The sequence below is a fragment of the uncultured Halomonas sp. genome (genome assembly GCF_947501415.1).
Taxonomy (GTDB): domain Bacteria; phylum Pseudomonadota; class Gammaproteobacteria; order Pseudomonadales; family Halomonadaceae; genus Halomonas.
The window spans coordinates 1-17,413 of sequence record NZ_CANMVL010000018.1; the positions used below are offsets into that span (position 1 = coordinate 1).

The following is a 17,413-nucleotide window of genomic DNA, read 5'->3' on the forward strand; positions in this document are numbered from 1 at the left end:
GCCGTTGCAGGCACGAGAGTGATCGACTGGCTGGCAAGGGTGCGCTTGGACTGCTGGATCACGTAGCGGATCTCGTGGTTGCCCAGTGCATCCGGGGCGGTGATCCTCAATGGTGACCCCTGGTTGGTACGGGTGTAGTCGAGGTAGCTCCCCTCGGGAGCACCGGCCTCGACGATGGTGATGTAGTCCCGGGGGTTGTCGGGTCCCTCCCATTCGACCTCGATCACCGAGCCCGCCACGACCTCGTCGGCAGCCGTGATGCTGGCGGAGGCCGGCGTAAGAGTGATCGGTTGACTGGCAAGGGTGCGCTTGGACTGCTGGATCACGTAGCGGATCTCGTGATTGCCCAGCGCATCCGGGGTGGTGATCCTCAGTGGTGATCCCTGGTTGGTGCGGGTGTAGTCGAGATAGCTCCCCTCGGGAGCACCGGCCTCGACGATGGTGACGTAGTCCCGGGGGTTGTCGGGCCCCTCCCAGTCGACCTCGATTACCGAGCCCGCCACGGCCTCATCGGGGGCGTCAAGACTGGCCTCCACCGGGGTCAGGGTCACCGGGTGAGTCGCCAGGGTATCGCCACTCTGTTGATGCACGTAGCGGATCTCGTAGCTGCCCAGTGCATCCGGAGCGGTGATCGTCAGCGGTGATCCCTGGTTGGTGCGGGTGTAGTCGAGATAGCTCCCCTCGGGGGCGCCGGCCTCGACGATGGTGATGTAGTCCCGGGGGTTGTCGGGTCCCTCCCATTCGACCTCGATCACCGAGCCTGCGGGCGCCGTGTCGTCGGTGGTCAGCTCGGCGGTGGGCACGGGGTCTGGTGCTGGTTCCGGCGCGGGTTCGGGCGCTGGCTCGGCGGCGGCCTCCTCCACCCGAGAGAGGGCGCTTGCCAGTTCGGCGCCGGAGTGGGTCTGGAAGAGCTCGCCACCGGTCTGGTCGGTCACGCATGAGAGCTGCTGGATCTCTTCGTCACTGAGCCCGAAGCCCACCACATGGGCGCGAATCGCCAAGCCCTGTTCGGCGAGCCGCGCCGCCACGGCACAGGGGTCGCCGTCGCAGGTCTCCAGGCCATCGGTCACCAGAATGATATCGGCGGCCTCGGCGGTGCGCGGAATCTGCTCGGCGGCCAGCGCCAGGCTCTCGGCGATGGGGGTCATGCCCTGGGGATTCAATGCACGGATCTGCTCGGCCAGGGTCTCGGCACGCTGGAGCTCCATGGTGGCGATGACCTCGATATCGCCGCAGTCCCCACGACGGTTGTGTCCATACGCCAGTAGGCTCAGCGGGATTTCGGGATTGCGACCCTGCAGATACTCATCGATAACGTCCCGGGCCACCTCGATGCGGGTGCTGTTGCCCTCCATGTGATTCCACATGGAGCCCGAAGCATCGAGCACCAGGACACTGACCCGGTCGGCCATGGCGGGGGAGGCCCCCACCAGCAACGCCGCAGAGAACAGAATTAGTGGCTGAGCGAAGCGTGCCATCGGGTACCTCCAGGCTGCGAGTGGATCCACACTCAGCATAGGCAAGGAGGGCGCCCAGGGGCCCCCTCCATTCAACGGGGAGCCTGGGGCGAGTCGCGGGGGGGACTCCTGTCGGGGTGACTGATCCCCGCCCGAGTGGGGGCGGTCGGGAATTTACGCGGATTTTGGCTAGGGCTTCAGCCGGTAGCCGGTGCGGAAGATCCAGGCCACCACCGTCAGTGCAGCGGCCAGGAACAGCACGATCATTCCCAGGCTGATCAAGGGGCTGACGTCGCTGATGCCATAGAAGCTCCAGCGGAAGCCACTGATCAGGTAGACCACCGGATTGGCCAGGGTGACCGCCTGCCAGAAGGGCGGCAGCATATCGATGGAATAGAAGGTGCCGCCGAGGAAGGTCAGCGGCGTGATTACCAGCAGCGGGACCAGCTGAAGCTTCTCGAAGCCATCGGCCCAGGTGCCGATGATAAAGCCCAGCAGGCTGAACGTTGCTGCCGTCAGCACCAGGAACAGTGCCATCATCACAGGATGCTCGATGGAGTAGGGCACGAAGAGGCGTGCGGTGATCAGCACGATGACCCCCAGGATCAGCGACTTGCTGGCCGCGGCCCCCACATACCCCGCGACGACCTCCCAGTAGGACATGGGCGCGGAGAGCACCTCGTAGACGGTGCCCGAGAAGCGGGGAAAGAAGATGCCGAACGAGGCGTTGGAGACGCTCTGGGTGAGCAGCATCAGCATGATCAGGCCCGGCACGATAAAGGCCCCGTAGCTGATGCCGTCCACCTCGCTGATCCGACTGCCGATGGCGGAGCCGAACACCACGAAGTAGAGCGAGGTGGAGAGCACCGGCGAGACGATGCTCTGCAACACGGTGCGCAGGCTGCGGGCCATCTCGGCACGGTAGAGCGTCTTGACGGATTCGAGATTCACGTCGTCTCCTTGACCAGATTGACGAAGATCTCCTCCAGGGAGCTCTGGCGAGTGTGCAGATCCTTGACGGCAATGCCCGCGGCCTCCAGGTCGGCCAGCAGCCCGGCGATACCGGTGCCATCATCCTCGTCTGCCGTGGCGTCATAGGCGTAGACCAGGGCGTGTCCCTCCTCGGCCAGCGTCAGGCGATGACGGGCGAGGCGCTTCGGCACCGAGTCCAGCGGGTCGCGCAGGTGGAGGGTGAGCTCCTTGCGGCCTAGCTGCTGCATCAGCGCCTGCTTCTCCTCCACCAGCACCAGCTCCCCCGAGCGGATCACCCCGATACGGTCGGCCATCTCCTCGGCCTCCTCGATATAGTGCGTGGTGAGGATGATGGTTACCCCGCTGTCACGCAGCTGGCGTACCACCTCCCACATGTCGCGGCGCAGGGCGACATCGACGCCGGCGGTGGGCTCGTCGAGAAACAGGATCTCGGGCTCGTGGGCCAGCGCCTTGGCGATGAGCACCCGGCGCTTCATGCCGCCGGAGAGCGTGATCATGCGGTTGTTGCGCTTCTCCCATAGCGACAGCGAGCGCAGCACCTTCTCGATATGCGCGGGGTCCTTCGGCTTGCCGAACAGCCCGCGACTGAAGCTCACCGTATCCCGCACCTTGATGAAGGCGTCGTTGGTCAGCTCCTGGGGCACCAGGCCGATGCGCGCCCGTGCCTCGCGGAACTCACGCACATTGTCGTGGCCATCGACCAGCACACGCCCGCGACTCGGGTTGACCAGCCCGCAGATCACGCTGATCAGGGTGGTCTTGCCGGCCCCGTTGGGGCCGAGCAGGGCGAAGATTTCGCCGCGGCGAATCTCCAGGTCGATATCCCTGAGGGCCTCGAAGCCCCCCGAGAAAGTCTTGCCCAGCCCCTCGACGCGGATGACCGTGCTGTCCCGCGCCTCACTCAAGGGTGATATCCCTGTCGAACGTCAGTGCCAGGTCGATACCATCCACCTCCACGGTGACACGCGCCGGCAGGTGCTCGTTGCCCTTCAGCTTTTCCTCTTCGATCGCCTGCTGAACGGCTTTCTCGATCTCCTGCTGGGTATTCACGCCGACATTCTTGAGCAGCGCGCGGATGCTGTGCTGAAACGCGTCCTGGTTCATGACAAGGCTCCTTTAGCAAGAAGGGATTGATCTCCATCCTACCGTGACTGTTCGAGGCTGTCGCCTCGCCGCCGATGGCATTCAGGCTGGAGATGGAACTTGGTTTGGAAATGGAACCTGGGCTGGAAATGACATGGTAGGTGGGAGGCTCCGCTCGCGACGGGCGCCTCAAGGCGCCTCGGCGGTGCTGCCGATCCTGGTACCGTCACCCGGGGAGGCCTTCGGTCACGATGCGGAGCCGGGATGCCAGACCGATCCCTACTATCGACAAGTTTCACGTTAGTCTAAGGAGAATGAAGAAAAGCGCCCCGAAGGGCGCTTTGGTATCGGCTTCGGCCGCCGCGGACGACGGCCTACGATGTTGCGAGCCCCGTGTCCGGGCTCAGAAGCGCCAGCCCACGGAGGCCGTGAAGGCATCGACGGTATAGTCACTATCGAAGTCGTAGCGCTCGTATTCGGCGCGCAGCAGCATGGGGTCCAGCTGGAATTGGGCGCCGACTCCGTATACCGGGTCGGTGCCGTCCTGGTCGCTGAGCTTCTGCTGGAAGTTGCCGAGGTTGCCGTTTCTCTGCGTCTCCCAGTGCGCCAGGCCGGCCTTGCCGAAGAGCGTGAACCAGTCGGTGAGCGGCAGCTTGCCGACAAGGCTCGCGCCATAGGCCTTGGACTCGAGCTCGGCGTTGACGGCATCGTTGCCCTTCAGGCGCACCTCGCCGAGGTCGCTGTAGAAGCCTTCCACGGCAAGGTAGCGGTTGAGGTCATAGCCGACGAAAAGCTTGGCAACGTTATCGTCATCGTCGATATCGAAATCCTCGACACCCCCTTCGACGAAATCAGCGACCTCATCCCGATCGTTTTCGAGCGAGCCGAAGCCAGCGCCTGCCCCCAGGTAGAGACCGCGGTGTTCGGCCCCGTCCGCCAGGGCCAGCGGAGAGAGGGCGATGGCGGCGATCGCCAGACCGCCGAGGGACAGGGGGCGCAGTGCGGTGGTGTACGGTATCGTCATGAGAGGCTCCTTCTCGATTAAACGGGAACACCCGGATGGCAGTGCCACCTCGATGGGCAGAGCGCTCACCCTAGTGAATATGCATGTAACACTAAAGTTTGAATTAGTTACCGCTAGTAGGGTGGAGTCGGTATTTAGCGACGGTCACCCCCTAGGGTAAATGAGCCGCACCGCATCTGCTGGTGAGATAAAAAAAGCGCCCCGGATGGGGCGCTTCGTTTATCGACCTACGGGTTCGAGACCCGGGCCGCCGCGGACGGCGGCCTACGATGTTGCGAGCATCGGAGTCGAAGCTGAGGGTCTCAGAGCCGCGGCACTCAGGCCTCTTGAGCGATCGGAATCACATCGGAGGCGGCGTTCTGATACTCCTCGATCTCGTGGAAGTTCATGTAGCGATAGATCTCGCCGGCCATGGCGTCGAACTCGCTCATGTAGCGGCGATATTCGTCGACGCTGGGCAGGCGGCCTTCCACGGCGGCCACGGCCGCGAGTTCCGCAGAGGCGAGGTAGACGTTGGCACCGTCGCCCAGGCGGTTCGGGAAGTTACGGGTGGAGGTGGAGACCACGGTGCTCTTGGCGGCAACGCGCGCCTGGTTACCCATGCACAGCGAGCAGCCCGGCATCTCCATGCGTGCCCCGGCACGACCATAGATGCCGTAGTAGCCCTCTTCAGTCAGCTGGTGCTGGTCCATCTTGGTCGGCGGAGCCAGCCACAGGCGGGTCTTCAGGCTGCCGGCCGGCTGCTTCTCGAGCAGCTTGCCCGCGGCGCGGAAGTGGCCGATGTTGGTCATGCACGAACCGATGAACACCTCGTCGATCTTCTCGCCGGCCACCTCGGAGAGCAGGCGTGCGTCGTCTGGGTCGTTGGGCGCACAGAGTACCGGCTCCTTGAGCTCGTCGAGATCGATCTCGATGATCTCGGCGTACTCGGCGTCCTTGTCAGCGCGCATCAGGCTCGGGTCGGCCAGCCACTCTTCCATGCCCTGGATGCGGCGCTCGATGGTACGACGGTCGCCGTAGCCGTTGGCGATCATCCACTTGAGCAGGGTGATGTTGGACTTCAGGTACTCGCTCACGCTGTCCTCGGACAGGGTGATGGTACAGCCGGCGGCGGAGCGCTCGGCGGAGGCGTCGGAGAGCTCGAAGGCCTGCTCCACGGTCAGGTCCTCGAGACCCTCGATCTCCAGCACGCGACCGGAGAAGGCGTTCTTCTTGCCGGACTTCTCGACGGTCAGCAGGCCGTCCTGGATCGCGTAGTAGGGGATCGCGTGGACCAGGTCACGCAGGGTGACACCCGGCTGACGCTTGCCCTTGAAGCGCACCAGAACGGATTCCGGCATATCCAGCGGCATCACGCCGGTCGCGGCGGCGAAGGCCACCAGGCCGGAGCCGGCCGGGAAGGAGATGCCCAGCGGGAAGCGGGTGTGGGAGTCGCCGCCGGTGCCCACGGTGTCGGGCAGCAGCATGCGGTTCAGCCAGCTGTGGATGATGCCGTCACCCGGACGCAGGGAGACGCCGCCGCGGTTCATGATGAAGTCGGGCAGGGTGTGGTGGGTATCCACGTCGACCGGCTTCGGGTAGGCGGCGGTGTGGCAGAAGGACTGCATCACCAGGTCGGCCTGGAAGCCGAGACACGCCAGGTCCTTGAGCTCGTCGCGGGTCATCGGGCCGGTGGTGTCCTGAGAGCCTACGGTGGCCATCTTCGGCTCGCAGTACATGCCGGGGCGCACGCCGTCCAGGCCACAGGCCTTTCCGACCATCTTCTGGGCCAGGGTGAAGCCCTTGCCGGTGTCGGCGGGCTGCTCGGGCAGGCGGAAGACGTCGGAGGCGGGCAGGCCCAGGGACTCACGTGCCTTGGTGGTCAGGCCGCGACCGATGATCAGCGGGATACGGCCACCGGCACGCACCTCGTCGAGGATCAGCTGGGTCTTGAGCTCGAAGGTGGTGAGCACCTCATCGGTGCCGTGCTTGCACACCTTGCCCTCATAGGGGTAGACGTCGATGACGTCGCCCATTTCGAGCTTGGAGACATCCATCTCGACCGGCAGGGCGCCGGAGTCTTCCATGGTGTTGAAGAAGATCGGGGCGATCTTGCCGCCGAAGCAGAAGCCGCCGGCGCGCTTGTTCGGAACGTTGGGGATATCGTCACCGAAGAACCACAGCACGGAGTTGGTGGCGGACTTGCGCGAGGAGCCGGTGCCGACCACGTCGCCGACATAGGCCACCGGGAAGCCCTTGGCCTTCACTTCCTCGATCTGCTTGAGGGGGCCCTTGACGCCCGGCTCTTCCGGCTCGATGCCGTCACGCTCGTTCTTGAGCATGGCGTTGGCGTGCACCGGGATATCGGGGCGCGACCAGGCATCCGGGGCCGGGGAGAGGTCGTCGGTGTTGGTTTCGCCAGGCACCTTGAAGACGGTCAGGGTGATCTTCTCGTCCAGCTTGGGCTTTGCGAGGAACCACTCGGCGTCGGCCCAGGACTGGATGACATCCTTGGCCACGGCGTTGCCCGCCTTGGCGCGCTCTTCCACGTCGTGGAAGGCGTCGAACATCAGCAGGGTGTGCTTGAGCTGTTCGCCCACTTCCTTGGCCAGGTCGGCGTCGTCGAGCAGCTCGACCAGCGAGGCGATGTTGTAGCCGCCCTGCATGGTGCCCAGCAGCTTGACGGCGTGGACCCTGTCGATCAGCGGGGACTCGGCCTCGCCCTTGGCGATGGCGGTCAGGAAGGCGGCCTTGACGTAGGCGGCCTCGTCGACGCCCGGCGGGACGCGGTTGGTCAGCAGATCGAGGATAAACTCCTCTTCACCGGCCGGCGGAGTCTTCAGCAGTTCCACCAGGGCGGCGACCTGCTCGGCGTTCAGCGGCTTAGGCGGCACGCCTTCGGCGGCACGCTCCTCGACATGTTGGCGATAGGCTTCAAGCACGTTAGGGCCCTCATTGCGTGTGGGGCCAGAGTGTCACGACCCGGTGGAATCGCGACCCGATGGAATCGTGACCCGGTAGAGTCGCTACCCGGTAGAAACACCACCGGAACAAGCCTCTGGCGCGTGGAACAGGGGTGGAAGTCCCCGTTTCAGGTGGCGGCGATTCTACGCGAGACTGTCGACAATGTTAAGAGAAGCCCATGGGGGCGGGCCTTGCACTTTGGTCGGCGGGATGTGGGTTGTACTACAGGAGCCTCCCCCCTTATGGGGTCAGACCCCTAAGCCTCCCCTTATGGGGTCAGACCCCTAAGCCTTGGGGTCTGACCCCAAAAGGGGAGGGCTCACAACGGCAGGTTGAGCTGGCGCCTCGCATCGGCCTCCACCAGCCGGGTGCCGACGCCGAGCAGGCGGACGGGGCGCTGGCCGCGCCGCCAGGCCTGCTCCAGCAGTCTGGCGTAGTTCTCGGGGGAGGGCGCCAGACCACGGCTCTCCAGGGTCGTCAGGCTGAAGTCATCGAAGCGTACCTTGATGACGATGCCCGCAAGGGCGGGGTGGCCGTGGCGTGCCAGGCGCTCCTCCAGCTTCTCGCAGAGCGGCAGCAGTGCCTCCCGGCAGTGGGCGAGATCGGGCAGGTCACGGGAGAAGGTGGTCTCCACGCTGACCGACTTGCGCTCGCGCTCGGGCTTGACCGGACGGTCGTCGATGCCGCGGGCCAGCTCGAAGAGGCGCTTGCCGAACTTGCCAAACTCCTCCACCAGCCGCACGATGGGAAGCTTGCGCAGCTCGGCACAGGTGTCGATGCCCTGGGCATCCAGGCGAGCGCCGGTGGCCGGGCCCACGCCGTGGAGTTTTTTTACCGGCAGCGCGCTGACGAACTCCTCTACCCGGTGTGGAGGGATGACGGTCAGCCCATCGGGCTTCTCCCAGTCGCTGGCGATCTTGGCCAAAAACTTGCTGGAGGCCGCGCCCACCGAGACGGTGATCCCGGTACGCCTGAGGCTCTCCTGCTTGATCCACTGCGCCATCCAGGTGGCGCTGCCCGAGAAGCGCTCCACGCCGGTGACATCGAGAAACGCCTCGTCCAGCGAGAGCGGCTCCACCAAGGGGGTCAGCTCATGGAAGATCGCCTGGATCTGGCGCGAGACCTCGCGATACTTGTCAAAGTCGCCGCGCAGCAGGGTGAGGTGAGGGCAGAGGCGGAGTGCGCGGGCCGTGGGCATCGCCGAGTGGATGCCGAAGGCCCGAGCCGGGTAGTTGCAGGTGGCGATCACCCCGCGCCGGTCGACGCTACCGCCGATGGCCAGCGGAATGTCGCGCAGCGCAGGGTTGTCGCGCATCTCCACCGCCGCATAGAAGCAGTCGCAGTCGGCGTGGAGAATCTTGCGCTCAGGAGAGGGATTGACCGTTGCCGCCACGGATCACGCCAACACCGATGCCTTCGATCTCCAGCGGGTCGTGCCGCAGGTCGACCTTGATGGGGGCGAAATCGGCATTTTCCGCCACCAGGGTCACCTGGTGCCCCTTGCGCTGGAAGCGCTTCACGGTGACTTCATCCTCCAGGCGCGCCACCACGATCTGACCATTGCGCACTCGGTCGGTGCGGTGCACCGCCAGCAGGTCGCCCTCGAGGATGCCGATCTCCTTCATCGACAGGCCTCGGACTCGCAGCAGGTAGTCGGCACGGGGCGTGAAATACTCCGGGGGCAGCGGGCAGTAGCGATCGATATGCTCGGCGGCCAGGATCGGGCTGCCCGCCGCCACTTCACCGATGATCGGCAACTGGCGCGCCGGGGCCTCCTCGGTCTCGGCCTCCGCTTCCTGGGCGGGCAAGCGAATCCCCCGCGAGGTGCCGGAGATCATGCGGATGGCGCCCTTGCGCTCGAGTGCGCGCAGATGCTCCTCGGCGGCATTGGGCGAGCGATACCCCATCGCTCGGGAGATCTCCGCCCGGGTCGGTGGATAACCGAGCTCCTGCATGGTCTTGACGATAAAGTCGTAGACGTTCTGTTGGCGCTGGGTCAGCGGACGAGCCATGGGAACCTCCTGTGCGAATGGCGCAAGCGTATTGATCAAGTATACAGCATGACGTTCCGTACAGTAATCCAGAGGTGGTCAGCTGTGTTCCTGGCCAACCAGGGCGCGTGAACAACACGCGCATGAGCCGTTTTAAACGATGCGTTACCCGAGCGTTGAGCCCAAACTGCCCACTAGCGTAGAATTGCGCTAGATTTCAAACAAATGTTTATAACTGGACGCACCCAGCATGGCACAGAATGATACCGTCACCCGGATCCTCGACACCGCCGAGGTGCTGTTCGCCGAGCGTGGCTTCGCCGAGACATCGCTGCGCACCATTACCAGCAAGGCCAAGGTCAACCTGGCGGCGGTGAACTACCATTTCGGCTCGAAGAAGTCGTTGATTCAGGCGGTCTTCGCGCGCTATCTCGACCCCTTCACCGAGCGCTTTCATCGTGCCCTGGACGAGCTCGAGGCGCACTACGGCGATCAGGCCATACCGCTGGAGCGCCTGCTCGAGACCATGGCCAGCAGCGTGCTGGAGGTGCCGGCGGAGCGCAACAGCCTCAAGGTATTCATGCGTCTGCTCGGACTCGCCTACAGTCAGGCCCAGGGCCACCTGCGCCGCTATATTCAAGAAGAGTATGGCAGCGTCTTTACGCGCTTCACCGCGCTGATTCGCCAGGCCACGCCGGAGCTGCCCGATAGCGAACGCTTCTGGCGTCTGCACTTCATGCTCGGCTCTGTGATCTTCACCCTCTCGGGCCTGGATGCGCTGCGTGATATCGCCGAGAAGGATTACGCGGAACATGTCACGGTGCGCGACCTGGTGCGCCGTCTGCGGCCGGTGGTGGTCGCCGCCATGCAGGCTCCGGTGCCGGCTCATCTCTCTTACGCCTCTCAGGAGGTCTGATCATGTCTCAGACACCCATGTCACAGACTCATAGACAGCCCCTGGGGCCGGTGATGCTGGATCTGGAGGGCACGCGGCTGACGGCCGATGAGGCCGACCTGCTGTGTCGCCCGGAGGTCGGCGGCGTGATCCTGTTCGCCCGCAATGTCGACTCGGCCGGTCAGGTTCGAAAGCTGTGTGACTCAATTCGTCGGCTGCGGCCCAACCTTCTGATCGGCATCGACCAGGAGGGCGGGCGCGTTCAGCGGATTCGCGAGGGAGTGACGCGGCTGCCCGCCATGCGCCGCCTGGGGCGTGATGTAGATACCCGGCCGGAGGAGACCCGGCGCTTGTGTCAGGACACCGGCTGGCTGCTGGGCATGGAGATGGCCGCCTGCGGTCTCGACCTTACCTTCGCGCCGGTGCTCGATGTGGATGGTGGTACCTCCACGGTGATCGGCGATCGCAGCTTCTCCTCCTCTCCCGAGGTCGTGACGGCGCTGGCCGGCGCCTTTATCGACGGCCTCCACGAGGCCGGCATGGTGGCGGTGGGCAAGCACTTCCCGGGGCATGGGGGCGTGGCGGCCGACTCACATCACGAGCTGCCGGTCGACGACCGTCCCCTTGAGGCGTTGCGTGCCCACGATCTGGTCCCTTTCGAGCGGCTGGCCTCGCGGCTCGACGCCGTGATGCCCGCCCATGTCGTCTACTCCGACTTCGACAGCCGTCCCGCGGGCTTTTCGCCGGCCTGGCTCGGCATGCTGCGGGAAAGCCTGGGGTTCCGAGGGGTTATCTTCTCCGACGACCTGAGCATGGCCGGTGCCGCCTCGGCGGGCTCGCCTGCCGAGCGTGCGCAGGCGGCACTCACCGCCGGCTGTGACATGCTGCTGGTCTGCAATGATCGTCAGGCCGCCCTGGAAGTGCTCGATGCCTGCCGTGACCACCGCGCCACCCCGCGCCTCTCGAAGCTCAGCTTCGCGCGGGCGCGGCCGGCACTGGAGAGCCTGTCGGCACTCTCTCGCTGGCGCCGTCTGCATGCCCATCTCGAGGCCATGGGGTAATCCCATCCCACTCATGGGCCCACTTCTGGGGTCAGACCCCCAAGTCATGGGGTCTGACCCCATCTGTTAATTCACTACGAGACCCTTTCGATGTCCCGACTCGATCCCGAGACCCATCAATCGCTGACCGATATGCGCGACCTGATGGCCAGCGCCGACTGCCTGATCAGCCAGGAAGAGGTCGAGCGCGCCCTCGACCGCATGGCGGAGGAGATCACCCACGATCTGGGTGACAAGCTGCCGGTCTTCTACTGCGTGATGAATGGCGGGTTGATTACCACCGGCCATCTGCTGACCCGTCTCGGCTTCCCACTGGAGGTGGACTACCTGCATGCCACCCGCTACCGCGGCAAGACCCGGGGTGGCGAGCTGTTCTGGCGGGTATCGCCGGAGATTCCGATGGCCGGACGCCATGTGGTGATCGTCGACGATATCCTCGACGAGGGCGCGACCCTGGCCGCCATCCTCGACTACTGCCGCGAGGCGGGGGCGGCCAGCGTCAGCACCGCCGTGCTGGTCGACAAGCAGCACGACCGCAAGGCGGTTCCCGGCCTCAAGGCGGACTACTGCAGCCTGGAGGTCGCCGACCGCTACGTGTACGGCTTCGGCATGGATATCAAGGGCTACTGGCGCAACGCCCCGGGGATCTTCGCACCCAAAGGTCTATAAGCAGTGCTAACTGCTGGTGGGAGGCCGGCTTTGCCGGGCGAAGGCGCCGCCGGGCGCCCCGGAGGAGTTGCCCAGCTCCTTGGCATTGCCAGGGAGGCCTTCGGCCTCCATTCGCCGGGGGCCCCGGCCTCCCACCACACCCAGCCTTCCTGCCATAGTTTGTCGGCCTCCCAGCGGGTGGCGGTGCATAGAATCAGAAACCCCGCCGGCCCTTGAGGCCCGCGGGGTTTCTCTTTCTACTTTCTACCTTTCGCTTGGCTGCTTGGCCCCTACTTCAAGCCAAGCTCGTGCACGGCTTCCTCACGCATCTTGAACTTCTGGATCTTGCCGGTGACGGTCATCGGGAATTCATCCACGAACTTCACATAGCGCGGCACCTTGTAGTGGGCGATCTTGCCCTTGCAGAAGGCCTTGAGCTCCTCCTCGTTCAGCTCTTCGCCCTCGGTCAGCTTGATCCAGGCCATCACCTCCTCTCCATACTTCTCGTCCGGGACGCCAATTACCTGCACATCCGAGACGGCGGGGTGGGTGTAGAGGAAGTCCTCGATCTCGCGCGGATAGATGTTCTCTCCGCCGCGGATGATCATGTCCTTGATGCGCCCGACGATCGCCACATACCCCTCGTCATCCATGGTGGCGAGGTCGCCGGTGTGCATCCAGCCCGCCTCATCGATGGCCTTGTCGGTGGCCTCCTGGTTGTTCCAGTAGCCGAGCATCACGCTGTAGCCGCGAGTGCAGAGCTCGCCGGTCTCGCCACGGGGGACCACGGCGCCGGTCTCGGGGCTCACCAGCTTGACCTCCAGGTGGGGGTGAATGGTGCCCACGGTGGTGACGCGCTTTTCCAGCGGGGCGTCGGTCTCGGTCTGCAGGCTCACCGGACTGGTCTCGGTCATGCCGTAGCAGATGGTGACGTCCTGCATGTTCATGCGATCGATCACCTTGCGCATCACCTCGATGGGGCAGATGGAGCCCGCCATGATGCCGGTACGCAGGTGCGAGAGATCGAAGCTCTCGAAGTCCGGGTGCTCCAGCTCGGCGATGAACATGGTCGGCACGCCATAGAGGGTGGTCGCCTTCTCCTCGGAGACCGCACGCAGGGTCTGCTCGGGATCGAAGCCATCCCCCGGATAGATCATGGTGGCACCATGGGTCATGCAGCCCAGGTTGCCCATTACCATGCCGAAGCAGTGGTAGAGAGGTACCGGTATCACCATGCGGTCCTTGTCGGTGAGCGCGATGGTGCGCGCCACGAAGAAACCGTTGTTGAGGATATTGTGATGGGAGAGGGTGGCACCCTTTGGCGCGCCGGTGGTGCCGGAGGTGTATTGGATATTGATCGGGTCGTCGAACTGCAGGGTGGCCTGCACCTCGGCGAGGTGCTCGGCGGAGACCTCGTCGGCATGAGCCAGCATCGACTGCCAGCTGAACATGCCGGTCAGGGCGCGATCGCCATCCAGGCAGATGACGCGCTTGAGCTCCGGAAGCGTGGCGCTCTTGAAGGTGCTCGGTCCGCCGTCGCGCAGCTCCGGTGCCAGCTCTGCCAGGGTCGCCACATAATCGGAGCTCTTGAATACCCCCTGCAGGACCAGCGTCGAGGCGCCGGACTGCTTGAGGGCGTACTCCAGCTCATGGGTGCGGTAACTGGGATTGATATTGACCAGAATGGCGCCGATCTTGGCCGTGGCGAACTGGGTAATGGTCCACTCGGCACAGTTCGGCGACCAGATGCCCACCCGCTCGCCTTTCTGCACGCCGATGGCAAGCAGGGCGCGGGCGGCCTTATCGACGGCCTCCTGGAGCTCCTTCCAGGTATAGCGAAGCCCCTGGTGACGGCTGATCAGGGCGTCACCGTCGGGGAAGCGTGCGACGGTCTCGTCGAAGCAGTCACCGATGGTCTGGCCCTTGAGTGGGGTATCACTGGTGCCGCTGACATAGCTGATCGAGTTGAGTTGGCGTGTCATGAGCGTGCCTCGCGCTTGTTGCTGAAATTATTTCTGAAATTGTTGGGCGTCTGGACAGCACGGCCTGGATCCTGGCGACTGCCGGCTCAATCGCTATCGCCGAGGCTCGCCAGCACTTCGCGCGCGCGGCGCTCGACATCGTCGAGCTCGAGCTGCATCAACCGGATGTCCTCCAGCTGGCGCTCCATATTGCGGCGCTTGTCGGTCAGGATCTCGATAAGGCGTCGCAGCTGGCGCCGATTCCCGTCGGGCATGGCGTCGTACATCATGACCACCTCGCGGATCTCGGCCAGCGAGAAGCCCAGGCGCTTGCCGCGAAGGGTCAGCTTCAGGCGCACACGATCCTTCTCATCATAGATGCGAGTCTGGCCGCGACGCTCGGGAGCCAGCAGACCCTCCTGCTCATAGAAGCGGATGGTGCGCGTGGTGACCTCGAACATCTTGGCCAGTTCGCCGATGCTGTAGGTGCGTCGCTGGCGGGGCAGCGGACCGTCCTGTGCAGTGGCGGGAGCCGAGGTGGAGGGTGATTGAGTCATGAGTGTCTTCCGTTTGTTATTGGCAAGCGGAGCGTGGCTCGCCCGCCTTCAGGCAACACTAGCCGAGGTTTACGTTAACGTAAAGGTCTTGTTAGACCATGGGTTGATATGGGATAAACCAAGCAAGTGCTAGGTTGGTGCCACTAACCCGTAGCGCCAGATATCACGGCCGCGAGGTGCGCCACTACGAAGCACGCCGTGACAAGTGTTGATGATAACGGTTCATGATATCGAGTGGCCCTGCACCTGCTTACAGTATTGGCTTATCGCACTTGCCCACTGCACCCGATCAAGGCTTCACTTCATAGCTACGTTCATAACGACTTTCATATCGAATTTCATATCGAATTTCATAACAACGAGACGACGAGGAATCTTCCATGGACTTCTCCCTGACCGATGACCAGAAGGCACTGGCCCAGGCCGCGGCAGACTTCGCCCGGGCCGAGCTCGCCGACCATGCCGCCGAGTGGGACGCCAACGCTCACTTTCCGGTTGACGTGATTCGCCGGGCGGGGGAGGCCGGCTTCCTGGGTATCTATACCCCCGAGGAGCACGGCGGCCTGGGGCTCTCGCGACTGGAGGCCTCGCTGATCTTCGAGCAGCTCGCCCAGGGCTGTGTGGCCACCACCGCCTACCTCACCATCCACAATATGGTGACCTGGATGATCGCCAACTGGGGCGATGATGCCCTGCGCGAGGCCTGGGTGCCGGCAATGGTAGCCGGCGAGGCGCTGGGTTCCTACTGTCTCACCGAGCCCGGTGCCGGCTCGGATGCCGCCAGCCTTCGCACCAAGGCCGTGCGCGAGGGCGATGAGTATGTGCTGAGCGGCTCGAAGATGTTTATCTCCGGGGCGGGTGCCACCGAAGTGCTGGTGGTGATGGCTCGCACCGGGGCGCCGGACAGCGGTGCAGGGGGCGTCTCGGCCATCGTGGTGCCTGCCGATGCCGCCGGTATCGAGTATGGCAAGAACGAGGAGAAGATGGGCTGGAAGAGTCAGCCGACCCGTCTGGTCAGCTTCGACGGCGTCCGGGTGCCGGTCACCAACCGTCTGGGCGAGGAGGGCGAGGGCTTCAAGTTCGCCATGAAGGGCCTCGACGGGGGTCGCCTCAATATCGCCAGCTGCTCCCTGGGGGCCGCTCAACAGGCGCTGACCCTCTCTCGCGACTACCTGGCCGAGCGCAAGCAGTTCGGACGTGAGCTCAACCAGTTCCAGGCGCTGCAGTTCAAGCTTGCCGATATGGCCAGCGAGCTCACCGCCGCACGTCTGATGGTGCGTCACGCCGCCTGGCGCCTGGACAATGGTGACCCCGAGGCCACCGCCCACTGTGCCATGGCCAAGCGTTTCGCCACCGACATGGGGTTCAGTGTCTGCAACGAGGCCCTGCAGCTGCACGGCGGTTATGGTTATATCCGCGAGTACCCCCTGGAGCGCCTGGTGCGCGATACCCGCGTTCACCAGATTCTCGAGGGGACCAACGAGATCATGCGTCTGATCGTCGCGCGGCGCCTGCTCGCCGACGGCGTGATCGAATCGCTGCAATAGCACGCCCGAACAAGCCGCCTTGTCTGATTCATGCAAGTCGCCTGAATTCAGTAACTCGCATAAAAAAGCAATAAGGAGACCAGGATGTCGGACCTTCCCGTGCTCTTCGACGAGCGGCCCACCGCCGACGGTGGGCGCATCGGCGTCGCCACCCTCAATGCCCCGCGCTCGCTCAATTCGCTGTCACTCGAGATGGCGCGGCAGCTCGATGCCAAGCTCGAGGCCTGGGCGGTGGATCGCAATATCGTCGCGGTATGGATCGAGGGCAGTGGCGAGAAGGCCTTCTGCGCCGGTGGCGACGTGGTCGCGCTCTATCGAGCCCTCAATGAGGAGGGTGACAACCGCGGGTCGGGTCGCGACAGCGAGCTGCCGGCGACCTACTTCACCCTGGAGTACCGGCTCGACTACCGCATCCACACCTTTCCCAAGCCGGTAATGGTGTGGGCGGATGGCATCGTCATGGGCGGTGGCCTGGGCCTGACGGCCGGGGCGTCCCACCGCCTCGTCACCGAGACCACGCTGATCGCCATGCCCGAGATCACCATCGGGCTCTATCCGGATATCGGCGCCAGCTGGTTCCTCAACCGCATGCCGCCGGGCGTGGGGGCCTACCTGGGCCTTACCGGCGCCCAGCTCAATGCCCGGGATGCCCTGGATATTGGCCTGGGGGATCACTTTATCCCCCGTGAGCGCCGCGCGGCACTGCTCGATGCACTGGGGGAGGCCGACTTCGGCGATCGCAGCGCGAAGGCACGGCGTGCCACCGTGCAGGCCGTGATCGACCGCTTCGAGGCGCGCGAACAGGCGCCGGAAGGACAGGTATCACCGCACCAGGACACCATTCAGGCGCTGGTCGGCAACGTCGATGTCGAGACCGCCGTGTCACGCATCCTGGCCGATGACAGCGAGGACAAGTGGCTTGCCGCCAACCGCAAGCGCCTGGCCGCCGGCTGCCCGATCAGTGCCCATCTGGTGTGGCGCATGCTCGAGCGCCACGCCCACACCAGCCTCGCCGACGCCTTCCGCGACGAGCTGGTGCTCTCGGTGCAGTGCGGCCGCCTCGGCGACTTCGTCGAAGGCGTGCGCGCGCTGCTGATCGACAAGGACAAGAACCCCCGGTGGACCTACAGCGATGTCGCCAGCGTCCCCGCCACCTTTATCGATGCCATGTTCGAATCGCCCTGGACCAGCGAGGAACACCCGCTGCGCGACCTGGGCCATGGCCAGCGGGTGGGATAACGAATTGAGCTTCG

15 protein-coding genes are annotated in these 17,413 nt (G+C 64.6%); 5 read left to right on the top strand and 10 right to left on the bottom strand.

What is annotated here, in order from left to right; genetic code table 11:
- The 8 genes from Q0894_RS12395 to lexA form a co-directional block, all read right to left on the bottom strand.
- Positions 1-1,478: vWA domain-containing protein (locus tag Q0894_RS12395; protein WP_299235824.1), on the bottom strand; the 1,478-nt coding region annotated here is incomplete at its 3' end.
- Positions 1,479-1,646: 168 nt separating this feature from the next.
- Positions 1,647-2,408 (bottom strand): ABC transporter permease, encoded by a 762-nt coding sequence (locus tag Q0894_RS12400; RefSeq protein ID WP_299235826.1) that lies wholly within the window; start codon positions 2,406-2,408, stop codon positions 1,647-1,649.
- Positions 2,405-3,355 carry an ABC transporter ATP-binding protein gene (locus Q0894_RS12405; protein WP_299235828.1) on the bottom strand — a complete coding sequence of 317 codons (951 nt, stop codon included), beginning with the start codon at positions 3,353-3,355 and terminating at the stop codon, positions 2,405-2,407. The genes Q0894_RS12400 and Q0894_RS12405 overlap by 4 nt, the downstream gene beginning before the upstream one ends.
- Positions 3,348-3,554 (bottom strand): DUF6494 family protein, encoded by a 207-nt coding sequence (locus Q0894_RS12410; RefSeq protein WP_299235829.1) that lies wholly within the window; start codon positions 3,552-3,554, stop codon positions 3,348-3,350. The genes Q0894_RS12405 and Q0894_RS12410 overlap by 8 nt, the downstream gene beginning before the upstream one ends.
- Before the next feature lie 382 nt (positions 3,555-3,936).
- Positions 3,937-4,557 carry a porin family protein gene (locus tag Q0894_RS12415; RefSeq protein WP_299235831.1) on the bottom strand — a complete coding sequence of 207 codons (621 nt, stop codon included), beginning with the start codon at positions 4,555-4,557 and terminating at the stop codon, positions 3,937-3,939.
- Positions 4,558-4,874: 317 nt separating this feature from the next.
- Positions 4,875-7,478 (bottom strand): bifunctional aconitate hydratase 2/2-methylisocitrate dehydratase, encoded by a 2,604-nt coding sequence (acnB, locus tag Q0894_RS12420; RefSeq protein ID WP_299235833.1) that lies wholly within the window; start codon positions 7,476-7,478, stop codon positions 4,875-4,877.
- A gap of 341 nt (positions 7,479-7,819) precedes the next feature.
- Positions 7,820-8,893 (bottom strand): DNA polymerase IV, encoded by a 1,074-nt coding sequence (gene dinB, locus Q0894_RS12425; RefSeq protein ID WP_299235835.1) that lies wholly within the window; start codon positions 8,891-8,893, stop codon positions 7,820-7,822.
- Positions 8,865-9,512 carry a transcriptional repressor LexA gene (gene lexA, locus Q0894_RS12430; RefSeq protein ID WP_299235837.1) on the bottom strand — a complete coding sequence of 216 codons (648 nt, stop codon included), beginning with the start codon at positions 9,510-9,512 and terminating at the stop codon, positions 8,865-8,867. Before lexA ends, dinB begins: the two co-directional genes overlap by 29 nt.
- 229 nt (positions 9,513-9,741) lie before the next feature.
- Here lexA and Q0894_RS12435 point away from each other — a divergent pair, with 229 nt between their 5' ends.
- From Q0894_RS12435 to Q0894_RS12445, 3 genes are all read left to right on the top strand, one after another.
- Entirely contained in the window at positions 9,742-10,407 is a 666-nt protein-coding gene (locus Q0894_RS12435) for a TetR/AcrR family transcriptional regulator (RefSeq protein WP_299235839.1), read from the top strand.
- A gap of 17 nt (positions 10,408-10,424) precedes the next feature.
- A complete protein-coding gene (gene nagZ, locus Q0894_RS12440) occupies positions 10,425-11,447 on the top strand; it encodes a beta-N-acetylhexosaminidase (RefSeq protein ID WP_299235915.1) in 1,023 nt (340 codons plus the stop codon).
- A 90-nt stretch (positions 11,448-11,537) separates the two neighbouring features.
- Positions 11,538-12,116, top strand: coding sequence for a hypoxanthine-guanine phosphoribosyltransferase (locus Q0894_RS12445; RefSeq protein ID WP_299235841.1), 579 nt, complete (start codon positions 11,538-11,540; stop codon positions 12,114-12,116).
- A 269-nt stretch (positions 12,117-12,385) separates the two neighbouring features.
- On the opposite strand, the gene Q0894_RS12450 is transcribed toward Q0894_RS12445, so the two are convergent.
- Positions 12,386-14,077 (bottom strand): AMP-binding protein, encoded by a 1,692-nt coding sequence (locus Q0894_RS12450; protein WP_299235843.1) that lies wholly within the window; start codon positions 14,075-14,077, stop codon positions 12,386-12,388.
- An 86-nt stretch (positions 14,078-14,163) separates the two neighbouring features.
- Positions 14,164-14,613: a MerR family DNA-binding transcriptional regulator gene (locus Q0894_RS12455; RefSeq protein ID WP_299235846.1), complete on the bottom strand. Its 450-nt coding sequence runs from the start codon at positions 14,611-14,613 to the stop codon at positions 14,164-14,166.
- Positions 14,614-14,993: 380 nt separating this feature from the next.
- Here Q0894_RS12455 and Q0894_RS12460 point away from each other — a divergent pair, with 380 nt between their 5' ends.
- Positions 14,994-16,160: an acyl-CoA dehydrogenase family protein gene (locus tag Q0894_RS12460; protein ID WP_299235848.1), complete on the top strand. Its 1,167-nt coding sequence runs from the start codon at positions 14,994-14,996 to the stop codon at positions 16,158-16,160.
- Between the two features lie 84 nt (positions 16,161-16,244).
- Positions 16,245-17,399: an enoyl-CoA hydratase/isomerase family protein gene (locus Q0894_RS12465; protein ID WP_299235850.1), complete on the top strand. Its 1,155-nt coding sequence runs from the start codon at positions 16,245-16,247 to the stop codon at positions 17,397-17,399.
- Positions 17,400-17,413: the final 14 nt, after the last annotated feature.